Below are 11,157 nucleotides of genomic sequence, written 5' to 3' on the forward strand. Positions count from 1 at the left end.
GCCCCGTCAGAGCCGCGCAATGTGATCCTGGAATGTTGCCTCGGCCCTGCGCCAGACGCCGCTTTCGGGTGCCGTCAACGACAGCAGTGATGGCAATAGCTGTTCCGCGTAGTCCTGAGAGCTTTCGACCGGCAGCATCGAGGGCAGGTTGTCTATCGCCGTCACGTCCAGCACCGGATCGTCATGCACGCGCAGCGCGGGCTGGTCCCAGGTTGTCGTCCGGTCATAGACCTTGATCGGGGAAAAGTCGCTGTCGGGGTCGCACGCGATATCGCCGATGACCGACAGGGCGCGCGGGGCCTGTGTTGCGTCGGCGGGCACGAATACCGGCGTGCCGGGGCGCGCAAGGATGCAGTTGAGGAAGATCTCGTGCTGCAGGATCTCGGGAAACGGCCCGCCGCTGGCGGTTTCGGCGATGTCCCATTTGGTCACAGATACGCCCAAGGCTTCGCACAGGTCGGCGGCGCCGGTGCCAACACGGCCAAGCGCGCCAATGACAATGGCACGCGGACGCGGTGCGCCCGTTGCATCCATCTCGTTGCGCAATGCCGCCAGAAGGGCATCGCGCCCGGGATAGACCGCGACGGGGCCGCAGGCGTTGTCATGTTGTTGCGCCGCCCAGCATTTGAGCGATACAGCCGCCCCGGCGAACCCGGCCCAATAGCCAAAGGCGGCGACGCGCCGGTCGTTATCATCGACGAGGTATTCCAGATCCAGCAGCGTACCGCCGCCCGCCTTGAACCGCTCCAGCAGGCGTAGGCCCGCGGGCTGTCCCTTGAAGGCGTGGCCGAACATGATGTGCCGGTGCGGCAGGGGCGTGCCGTCTTCGGGCAGTTCCTTGAGCCCGAAGATGATCGCATCGCGCGGCGCGTCGGGCCACGTCCCTTGCGGCGCGATTTCCGCCCCGGCCTTGCGATAGCCGTCGATGCCGATGGCGCGCATGTTGCTTTCTTCCACCGTCACGCGGATGCCCGCAGCGATCAGCGCGGCCGTTCCCTCGGGGGTCAGGCCGACCCGCTCTTCGTTGGCGCGCTGTTCTGCACGCACCCACAGATGTGTCATGTCGTGATCTTCCCTCGCTAGTCTCGCGCGGCATACTAGGGTCCTCCGCCTGACACAAGTTGGCCAATGGCGAGATGGGCCGTTGTGGACGTTGAGAAGGCGCGCATCGGCGGGCCGCGGTGCGGCGATGCGCGGCGCCCTTCGGGCGCTATTTCGCGCAGGGCGCAGAATCCAACGTCCGCAACACGTCAACACCGGTCCAGAGCATTGCGCGGAACCTCAAAGACCTGACCGTGCGCGGATTTTACGATGGCGCGCCGGGGCATGGACAATGCCCGCGCGCCGGTGTTGGATCGCCGTAAAGGCAAGGGGGGACCGGCATGCACGTGAATACAGACAGATTTCTGGCGGAGCTGCACAAGCTGCGGGAGTTTGGCGCCGCCGGCGTGGGCAAGGGCGTTGTGCGCCCCGCCTATTCGCCCGCGGATATCGAGGCGCGCAAGTGGCTGGCCGAGCGAATGAGGCTGGCCGGGCTAACGCCGCATTTCGATCCGGTGGGCAACCTGTGGGGGCTGGCGCCGCTGGATGCGGGCGAAAAGAGTCTTCTGCTCGGCTCGCACAGCGACAGCCAGCCCGAGGGTGGATGGCTGGACGGGGCGTTGGGCGTGATGATGGCGCTTGAGATCGCCCGCAGCGCGCGCGAGGCGGATGGCCCGGCGGTGTCGGTGGTCAGCTTCCAGGATGAGGAGGGGCGCTTTGGCGTGACCACGGGAAGCTCCATCTGGGCCGGGAACCTGTCGTTGGAACAAGCGGATACGCTGACCGATCGTGATGGCATCACCTTTGCCGAGGCCCGCAGCGCGATGGCGCATCTGGCCGAGGGGTTTGTCGCGCCCGACCGATTCGATGGGTTCATCGAGTGTCATATCGAACAGGGGCCATGGCTATATGAGGCGGGGGAAGCGGCGGGTGTCGTCACCGGCATCGTGGGTATTCGCGACATGCGAATCACGCTCAAAGGGCAGCAAAACCACGCCGGCACCACGCCCATGCACCGCAGGCGGGATGCCTTTCAGGCGCTGTCGGAGTTCAACACGCGCCTGAATGATCGGTTCCGCAACGTCGTGACGCCTGAAACCGTCTGGACCATCGGGCATGTCGACGTGCAGCCCGGCGCCCACTCCATCGTGCCGGGGAAATGCGTGTTTTCCATGCAATGGCGTGACATGGACGCCGATCGGCTGGCGCGGATGGAGGCGATCATTCGCGATACCGCAACCGAGGTGGCCGGCGATATGGCGATGGAATTGAGCTATGGTCCGATGCTGGGGCTGGAGCCGGTGGCGATGGACAAGGACCAGCAGGCGGCATTGCGCGCCGCCGCGCAGGATGTTGCGCCGGATCGCTGGCGCAGCATGCCGTCGGGGGCGCTGCATGACGCCAGCAACGTGGCCGCCCTGATGCCTGCGGCGATGCTGTTCGTGCCGTCCATCGACGGGATCTCTCACGCCTTTGAAGAGGACACTGACGAGGCCGACCTCGCGACCGGCCTGAAGGTGTTGGCAGAGGCCGTTTCGCGCCTTCGTGGTGGCGGCTAAGGGGGTTCTCTCGTCTCGGTCATCGGCCGTTCGGAGCGTTCCGAAGGCGAGTTCGGCCTCGCCAGGTTTACTCAAATTGCTGCAATGCGCATCAAAGGCAATGCGCAAAGATAGTTTGTTGTGCGAATGGAAGCTCTTTGCGGAGTGTCGCTTACAGAGCTTGAAACGCCGCCTTTAGTATGCGAAACGATAGCAGCAGGGGAGCTTTGCGGCGAAATAAGCTTCGACAAGCAAATTAATAAACATGCCGCTGAAAACGTGCCGGGCAAACCGGAAAGCGCCCCAAGGCCGCCAAAACAGGCGGGCCGCCACAAAGAACAAATTCTAGGGCCGGCCGGAATGCACCCCCCAAGGGATGCGGGCGGGTCGGATGATGACCCGGCGGGTGCGCCGCCGGAGTGTCAGCAGAAATGGAGCGATGAGACGCATGACAGACTATCAAGCCGAGAACGCGGAATTGACGCTGACCGATCAGGTATACGGAGAAGACCCGCTGGCCGATCGGGAGACGGATCACTATCGCAAGGAGTATGTCACGTCCTTCGTGGACAAGTGGGACGAGTTGATCGACTGGCGCGGTCGCGCCGAAAGCGAGGGCCAGTTCTTTATCGACATTCTGCGCGCCCGCGGCAAGGAACGTGTGCTGGACGTGGCGTGCGGCACCGGGTTTCATTCGGTGCGCCTGACCGAGGCGGGGTTCGACGTGACAGCCGCCGATGGCTCTGCCGCGATGGTGGCCAAGGCGTTCCACAATGGCCAGGCGCGGGGCCTGATCCTCAAGACGGCGCAGGCCGATTGGCGCTGGCTCAACCGGGACATCAACGGCAAGTATGACGCGATTATCTGCCTGGGTAATTCGTTCACTCACCTCTACGAGGAATCCGATCGCCGCCGGGCATTGGCCGAATTCTATGCCGCGCTCAAGCATGACGGTATCCTGATCCTGGATCAGCGCAACTACGACGCGATGTTGGATCAGGGCTTTTCGACAAAGCACAAGTATTACTATTGCGGCGACCAGGTTACCGCAGAGCCCGATCACGTTGACGAAGGTCTGTGCCGGATGCGCTATACCTTCCCCGATGGTGAGTCCTTCACACTGAACATGTGCCCAATTCGCAAGAACTATGTCCGCCGCCTGCTGGGCGAGGCTGGGTTCGAGCGCGTGCGCACCTATGGCGATTTCCAGGAAACCTATGCCGAGGACGAGCCGGATTTCTTCATCCACGTGGCGGAAAAATCGGCGCTGCACCTGGTTCGCTGGGGTGGCACCAAGGCTGATGGCGAAACGGATATTCGCGACATCACCGAGGATTACTACGATAGCGACGACGCCGATACGTTCTACTCCACCATTTGGGGCGGCGAGGATCTGCATATCGGTCTTTATGACGAAACCAGCGACATCCGCACCGCCAGCGATCGCACGATCGAGGCGATGATCGAAAAGCTGCCCAAGCTGACCGAGACCTCTCGTGTACTGGACATGGGCGCGGGTTATGGCGGCGCGATGCGCACGCTGGTGCGCAAGACCGGCTGCGAGGCGGTGTGCCTGAACATTTCCGAGACCCAGAACGAATATAACCTCGGCAAGATCCGCGCGGCCAAGCTGACCGATCGGATTGGCGTGCGGCACGGCGTGTTCGAGGACGTGCCCGCCGACGACGATAGCTTTGACGTGGTCTGGAGCCAGGACGCATTCCTGCACTCGGATCAGCGCGACAAGGTGATGGCCGAGGCGTTCCGCGTGCTCAAACCCGGCGGGCATCTGATCTTTACCGATCCCATGCAGGCCGACGATGTGGCGCCGGGTGTCTTGCAGCCCGTGTATGACCGCCTGCAACTCAATAGCCTTGGGTCGATGCGGTTTTACCGTGAAGTGGCCGACACGCTTGGCTTTGAAACGGTCGAGCAGGACGAGATGACCGCGCAGTTGCGCAGCCACTACGCCCGCGTCCGCGAAGAGCTGTTGGCAAACTACGACCGCTTGCGCGAGAACGGCAGCTCTGCCGAGTACCTCGACAAGATGGCGGTCGGGCTTGAGAACTGGGTCAAGGCGGCCGATGCCGGGCATCTCGCCTGGGGCATCCAGCAGTTCCGCAAGCCTGCGTAAGCAATGGCACCGGGGCGGCCATATCGGCCGCGCCCGGCTCGCCACCGGTTTCCCAACAACGGAGTGACATCGATGACCGGGCAAACCCCCGATCACCAGATTGCAGTATCGTTCGAGCTGTTCCCGCCCAAGACCGAGGCAGGCCTAAAGACGCTTGCGCGAACGGTGGATCATCTCGAGGCCGCCGCCCCCGAATATTTCTCGGTTACCTACGGGGCCGGGGGCAGCACCCGTGACCGCACCGCCAAGGTGGTGGACATGGTGGGGGGCCGCACCGGCTTGCCTGTCGCGCATCATCTGACCTGCGTCGGCGCCAGCCGCGCGCAGATCGATGAGCAGGCGAAAGAGTTGTGGGCAAGCGGCATCCGCAAGATTGTTGCCCTACGCGGCGACCTCCCCGAAGGCGAAAGCCTGGCCGAAGACGGCTATCACGATGCGGCCGAGCTGGTGGCGGGGCTGCGCAACGTGGCCGATTTCGACATCTCCGTCGCCGCCTATCCCGAGGTGCACCCCGAGGCCGCCAGCGCGCAAAGTGATCTGGATCACCTCAAGCGCAAGCTGGATGCTGGGGCGAGCCGCGCGATCACGCAATATGCGTTTGATACCGATACGGTCCTGCGTTTCATCGACCGGGCCCGCGACGCGGGGATCACGGCGCCGATCGTGCCGGGCATCATGCCGGTTGCCAATTTCGCTAGCCTCAAGAGGTTCTCGCAGGGCTGCGGCGCCTCGATCCCGGATTGGATGGAAGAGATGTTCGCAGGCCTGGATGATACGCCCGAGATGCGCGCAATGGTCGCTACCAGCGTTGCCACTCAGCAGTGCCAGCGACTTATGGCCGCTGGCGTCGACGCGTTTCATATATATACCCTGAACAAGCCCGACGTATCCTTGGCGATATGCCGGGCACTGGGCCTGCCGGTGCGCGCCGTAACGGAATGCGCCGCCTGATCTGAGAGGACGGAAAAGACGATGACAGCAGATATCAGGAAACACGCCGCCGAGCGGATACTGGTGATGGACGGGGCCATGGGCACCATGATCCAGCAGGAAAAGCCGAACGAGGCGACGTATCGCGGGGACCGGTTTGCCGAGCACTCCTGCGATGTCGGCGGCAACAACGAGCTGCTCAGCTTGACGCAACCCGACATGATCCGCCGCATTCATGGCGATTTCCTGGAGGCCGGGGCGGATATCCTGTGCACCAACACGTTTGGCGCCAACGCCATCAGCCAGGCCGACTATGCCATGGAAGGCCTGGTCGAAGAGATGAACGTCGAAAGCGTGCGCCTCGCCCGCGAGGCGGCCGAGGCCGCGGCGACCCCTGATCGGCCCCGCTGGGTGGCCGGGGGGATCGGGCCGACGAACCAGACCTGTTCGATCAGTCCCGATGTCAACGATCCGGGCTACCGCGCCGTGACGTTTGACACGATGGCCGGAGCTTACCGCGAAGCGACCGAGGGCCTGATCAAGGGGGGGTGTGACCTGATCCTGATCGAGACGATCTTTGACACATTGAATGCCAAGGCCGCGATCTATGCCATTGAATCCCTGCGCGACGAGGGGGTCGAGGTGCCGCCGTTGATGATTTCGGGCACCATCACCGACCGCTCCGGCCGCACCCTGACGGGGCAGACGCCCGAGGCATTCTGGACCTCCGTCGCGCATGCGCGGCCATTTTCGGTGGGCCTCAACTGCGCGCTTGGCGCGGGCGAGATGCGGCAGCACGTGCGCACCCTTTCCGAGGTTGCCGATACCCGCATCAGCGCCTACCCCAACGCTGGCCTGCCCAACGAGATGGGCGGCTATGACGAGACGCCAGAGGAAACTGCGGCGCATCTGGGCGAATGGGCCGATGCGGGGCTTGTCAACATTGTTGGCGGCTGCTGCGGGACGACGCCGGACCACATTCGCGCCATCGCGGAGGCGGTCGCCGGCAAGGCGCCGCGCGTGGTTCCTGAAAAGGTCGCGCGGATGCGTCTGAGCGGTCTTGAGATGTTCGAAGCCCCCGGCGTCGATGCCGGGGCGATCAAGGAGGGCGCTGTATGACCTCGGTAGCCAATTTCATCAATATCGGCGAACGCACGAACGTCACCGGATCGGCCAAGTTCAAGAAGCTGATCATGGACGGCGATTATGACACGGCGCTGGACGTGGCGCGCAGCCAGGTCGAGAACGGCGCACAGATCATCGACGTCAACATGGACGAGGGTCTGCTGGACAGCGCCGAGGCGATGACACGGTTCCTGAACCTGATCGCGTCGGAGCCCGACATCAGCCGCGTGCCGGTGATGATCGACAGCTCCAAGTTCGAGGTGATAGAAGCGGGCCTGAAATGTGTGCAGGGCCGCTCGGTGGTCAATTCCATCTCGCTCAAGGAAGGCGAAGAGCCGTTCCTTGAACAGGCGCGCACCATCCGCCGCTATGGCGCGGCGGTGGTCGTCATGGCCTTTGACGAGGGTGGGCAGGCCGAAACCGCGCAGCACAAGTTCGAGATTTGCAAGCGGTCCTATGACCTGTTGACCGAAAAGGCCGGCTTTGATCCGTGGGATATCATCTTTGATCCCAACATTTTCGCGGTCGCAACGGGCATCGAGGCGCATAACGACTACGCCAACGCTTTTTTCGACGCGACCCGCATGATCAAGGAGGCAATGCCGCACACGCATGTCTCGGGCGGGTTGTCGAACGTGTCGTTCTCGTTCCGCGGCAACAACGCTGTGCGCGAGGCGATGCACTCGGCATTCCTGTATCACGCGATCCCGCTGGGCTTGGACATGGCGATCGTCAATGCGGGGCAGATCACCGTCTATGACGATATCCCAGACGAGCTGCGCGAGCATGTCGAGGATGTGCTGCTGAACCGGCGCGACGACGCGACTGATCGCCTGCTCGAGATCGCCGACAAGTACAAGGGCACCGGCGAGGCCTCCAAGACCGAAGACCCGAAATGGCGCGAAGGCACCGTCGAAGAGCGGCTGACCCATTCCCTGGTGCATGGCATCACCGAGCATGTGATCTCTGACACCGAAGAGGCGCGCCAGAAACTTGATAAGCCGCTGGATGTGATCGAAGGGCCGTTGATGGACGGCATGAACGTGGTTGGCGATCTGTTCGGCGATGGCAAGATGTTCCTTCCGCAGGTCGTCAAATCCGCCCGCGTGATGAAAACCGCCGTTGGTCATCTGCTCCCTTACATGGAGGAGGAAAAGCGCCGCTCGGGCGATACGTCGGCCAAGGGCAAGGTGCTGATGGCGACCGTCAAGGGCGATGTGCATGACATCGGCAAGAACATCGTAGGCGTCGTGCTGCAGTGTAACAACTACGACGTTGTCGATCTGGGCGTCATGGTCCCGACCGAGGATATCCTGGCAAAAGCCAAAGAGGAAAAAGCCGATATCGTCGGGCTGTCGGGACTGATCACGCCGTCGCTGGACCGGATGGTCGAGGTCGCCGGCGAAATGACGCGGCAGGGAATGGACCTGCCGCTGATGATTGGCGGCGCGACCACCTCGAAAAAGCACACGGCGCTGAAGGTGGCGACGGAATACGACAACGGCGTGATCCACGTCGATGATGCCTCCAAGGCGGTTGGCGTGGTGTCCAAGCTTCTGTCGAAAACGGCACGTCCTGCCTACCTGGCCGAGATCGCGCAGGAGCAGGAAACCATGCGTGCCGGGGCATCGAAAACCGGCGACAGGGCGACAACCGCGATCGAAGCGGCACGCGCCAACGCGTTCGACGGCGGCTGGAATGACTACACCCCGCCCGCGCCGCAATCGCCGGGCCTGAGCGTGATCGACGACATGCCGCTTGAGACGCTGCGCGAGTACATCGACTGGACGCCGTTCTTTAGCACGTGGGAGATGAAAGGCCGTTTCCCCGACATCCTGGATCACCCGGACAAGGGGCCTGCGGCGCGCGAGCTATATGAAAACGCGCAGGCGATGCTGGACAAGATCGTGAACGAGGGGTGGTTCACCCCGCGCGGTGTCGTGGGCTTGTGGCCGGCGAACTCTGAGGGCGATGATGTGCTGGTCTGGACGGACGAGACGCGCCGCGACGTGGCGCAACGCCTGCCGCAACTGCGCCAGCAAGGCCGCAAGAGCGGTGACAAGCCACATATGAGCTTGGCCGATTTCGTCGCGCCCAAGGGAACGCCGGACTGGATCGGCGGTTTCGCCGTCACGACGGGCGACGAAGTGCACGCGCTTGCCGACAAGTTCAAGGCCGAGGGCAACGACTATGACGCGATCATGGTGCAGGCCCTGGGCGACCGGCTGGCCGAGGCATTTGCCGAGGCGCTCCATGCCCGCGTGCGCCGCTCCTTGTGGGGCTATGCGCCGGGCGAGGCGATGGAGAACGATGACCTGATCGCCGAGAATTACCGCGGTATCCGGCCAGCGCCGGGCTACCCGGCCTGCCCCGACCACACCGAAAAGGCCAAGCTGTTTGAGCTGCTGGATGCCGAACGTCACACCGGCATCAGCCTGACGGATTCCTTTGCGATGTGGCCTGCGGCGGCGGTATCGGGGTTCTACTTCGCGCACCCCGAGGCCAGTTATTTCGGGATCGGGCGTTTGGGCCCCGATCAGGTGGCCGACTATGCGGATCGCAAGGGAATGGGCCTTGCGGAGATGGAAAAATGGCTGGCTCCCAGCCTGGGTTATACCCCGTCGCGCAATCGCGACGACGAGGGTGAGCCCCGCAAGATCGCCTGATCAACGCAGGCGCAACTCAATATCGAAGGAGAGGAACGAGATGAGCGACAAGACCTGGCTGTTTACCAGCGAATCGGTGTCCGAAGGGCACCCCGACAAGGTGTGTGACCGGATTTCCGACGCGGTTCTGGATGCGTACCTGGCCGCCGATCCGCAGGCGCGCGTTGCCTGCGAGACGCTGACAACCACCGATCACGTCACCATCGCCGGCGAGGTGCGCGGCCCCGACAGCGTGCTCAAGGATGTCGAGCAGATCGCACGCGACGCGATCAAGGACATCGGCTATGATCAGCCCGGGTTTTCTTGGAAAACCGCCGAGGTCGTCTGCCGCCTGCACGCGCAATCGTCGGACATCGCCATGGGCGTCGATGAGGGCGACAAGGGCGAAGAGGGTGCCGGCGACCAGGGCATCATGTTCGGCTATGCCTGCAACGAGACCGACGAGCTGATGCCGGCCCCGATCCAGTTCTCGCACCGCATCCTGCGCCACATGGCCGAGGATCGGAAATCGGGCAAGCAGCCCGGCTTTGGCCCCGACGCCAAGAGCCAGGTCACGCTGAAGTATCAAAACGGCAAGCCGGTTGGCGTGGACACTGTCGTCGTCTCGACCCAGCACGCCGAGGGCGTGAGCCAGGACGAAGTGCGCGAAATGGTCAAACCCTATATCGAGGGCGCTTTCCCCGATGGCTGGAGCCTGCCCGATGACCGCCTGATCGTGAATCCCACCGGGCAGTTCATCATCGGCGGCCCCGATGGCGACGCGGGCCTTACGGGGCGCAAGATCATCGTCGACACCTACGGCGGCGCGGCCCCGCATGGCGGCGGCGCGTTTTCGGGCAAGGACCCGACCAAGGTTGACCGCTCAGCGGCTTATGCGTCCCGCTACCTGGCCAAGAACGTCGTGGCCGCAGGGCTTGCCGACAAGTGCCAGATCCAGTTGGCCTATGCCATTGGTGTCCCCGAGCCGGTTGCCGTCTACGTCAATACGCTGGGCACCGGACGTGTGGACGAAGACAAGCTGGCGCGCACCCTGCGCGAGATGGTTCGCCTGACGCCGCGCGGCATCCGCGAGCACCTGGACCTGCTGCGCCCGATCTACACCCGCACCGCGGCCTATGGCCACTTTGGCCGTGACGCCACCGATGATGGCGGTTTCTCCTGGGAGCGTACCGATCTGGCCGATGAGTTGGCCCGTACCTTTGGTGCCACCCAAGCCGCCGAGTGATGCCCCGCGCGCGGGATCAAAAAAGATAAAGGAACGATACAATGAACAAACCGGAACAAATGACCACGGATTACATAATCAAGGATCTTTCACTATCGGCTTATGGTCGCAAGGAGTTGGCGATTGCTGAGACGGAGATGCCAGGTTTGATGGCGCTTCGGGAGGAGTTTGCAGGCGCGCAGCCGCTGAAGGGCGCGCGGATTGCGGGTAGCCTGCACATGACGATCCAGACGGCCGTTCTGATCGAGACGCTTGTTGCGCTCGGGGCGGATGTTCGCTGGGCGTCGTGCAACATCTTCTCGACGCAGGACCACGCTGCGGCGGCGATCGCCGAGGGCGGCACGCCCGTGTTCGCGGTGAAGGGCGAGACGCTTGAGGAATACTGGGATTACTGCGACCGGATTTTCCAGTTTTCCGAGGGCACGGCGAACATGATCCTCGACGATGGCGGCGATGCGACGATGTACGTGCTTCTTGGCGCGCGCGTCGAAGAGGGCG

Annotated in this window: 8 protein-coding genes; 7 read left to right on the top strand and 1 reads right to left on the bottom strand. The window is 63.3% G+C overall.

Going from position 1 to position 11,157, the window contains the following annotated elements:
* Window positions 1–6 precede the first annotated feature (6 nt).
* A complete protein-coding gene (locus G568_RS0104965; protein WP_026756991.1) occupies window positions 7–1,062 on the bottom strand; it encodes a saccharopine dehydrogenase in 1,056 nt (351 codons plus the stop codon).
* Between the two features lie 320 nt (window positions 1,063–1,382).
* On the opposite strand from G568_RS0104965, the gene G568_RS0104975 reads away from it, so the two are divergent.
* The 7 genes from G568_RS0104975 to G568_RS0105005 all read left to right on the top strand — a co-directional run.
* On the top strand, window positions 1,383–2,600 hold the full coding sequence (locus G568_RS0104975; RefSeq protein WP_026756993.1) for a hydantoinase/carbamoylase family amidase: 1,218 nt from the start codon (window positions 1,383–1,385) through the stop codon (window positions 2,598–2,600).
* A gap of 427 nt (window positions 2,601–3,027) precedes the next feature.
* Window positions 3,028–4,713, top strand: coding sequence for a glycine/sarcosine N-methyltransferase (locus G568_RS0104980; protein WP_211222237.1), 1,686 nt, complete (start codon window positions 3,028–3,030; stop codon window positions 4,711–4,713).
* 72 nt (window positions 4,714–4,785) lie between these two features.
* On the top strand, window positions 4,786–5,664 hold the full coding sequence (gene metF / locus G568_RS0104985) for a methylenetetrahydrofolate reductase [NAD(P)H] (RefSeq protein WP_026756995.1): 879 nt from the start codon (window positions 4,786–4,788) through the stop codon (window positions 5,662–5,664).
* Between the two features lie 21 nt (window positions 5,665–5,685).
* A complete protein-coding gene (locus G568_RS20860) occupies window positions 5,686–6,762 on the top strand; it encodes a homocysteine S-methyltransferase family protein (protein ID WP_051202763.1) in 1,077 nt (358 codons plus the stop codon).
* The gene (metH, locus tag G568_RS18305; RefSeq protein WP_026756996.1) at window positions 6,759–9,434 is read left to right on the top strand and encodes a methionine synthase; all 2,676 of its coding nucleotides are present in this window, start codon (window positions 6,759–6,761) and stop codon (window positions 9,432–9,434) included. The genes G568_RS20860 and metH overlap by 4 nt, the downstream gene beginning before the upstream one ends.
* A gap of 40 nt (window positions 9,435–9,474) precedes the next feature.
* Window positions 9,475–10,659 carry a methionine adenosyltransferase gene (gene metK / locus G568_RS0105000; RefSeq protein WP_026756997.1) on the top strand — a complete coding sequence of 395 codons (1,185 nt, stop codon included), beginning with the start codon at window positions 9,475–9,477 and terminating at the stop codon, window positions 10,657–10,659.
* A gap of 59 nt (window positions 10,660–10,718) precedes the next feature.
* Window positions 10,719–11,157: adenosylhomocysteinase (locus G568_RS0105005; RefSeq protein ID WP_026756998.1), on the top strand; the 439-nt coding region annotated here is incomplete at its 3' end.

It is taken from the genome of Sediminimonas qiaohouensis DSM 21189 (genome assembly GCF_000423645.1).
In the GTDB taxonomy this organism is placed as follows: Bacteria; Pseudomonadota; Alphaproteobacteria; order Rhodobacterales; family Rhodobacteraceae; genus Sediminimonas; species Sediminimonas qiaohouensis.

Excerpts from the sequence above, each read along its gene's own strand:
- G568_RS0104965 (WP_026756991.1), bottom strand. The coding sequence starts at position 1,062 with ATGACACATCTGTGGGTGCGTGCAGAACAGCGCGCCAACGAAGAGCGG.
- G568_RS0104975 (WP_026756993.1), top strand. The coding sequence starts at position 1,383 with ATGCACGTGAATACAGACAGATTTCTGGCGGAGCTGCACAAGCTGCGG.
- G568_RS0104980 (WP_211222237.1), top strand. The coding sequence starts at position 3,028 with ATGACAGACTATCAAGCCGAGAACGCGGAATTGACGCTGACCGATCAG.
- metF (WP_026756995.1), top strand. The coding sequence starts at position 4,786 with ATGACCGGGCAAACCCCCGATCACCAGATTGCAGTATCGTTCGAGCTG.
- G568_RS20860 (WP_051202763.1), top strand. The coding sequence starts at position 5,686 with ATGACAGCAGATATCAGGAAACACGCCGCCGAGCGGATACTGGTGATG.
- metH (WP_026756996.1), top strand. The coding sequence starts at position 6,759 with ATGACCTCGGTAGCCAATTTCATCAATATCGGCGAACGCACGAACGTC.
- metK (WP_026756997.1), top strand. The coding sequence starts at position 9,475 with ATGAGCGACAAGACCTGGCTGTTTACCAGCGAATCGGTGTCCGAAGGG.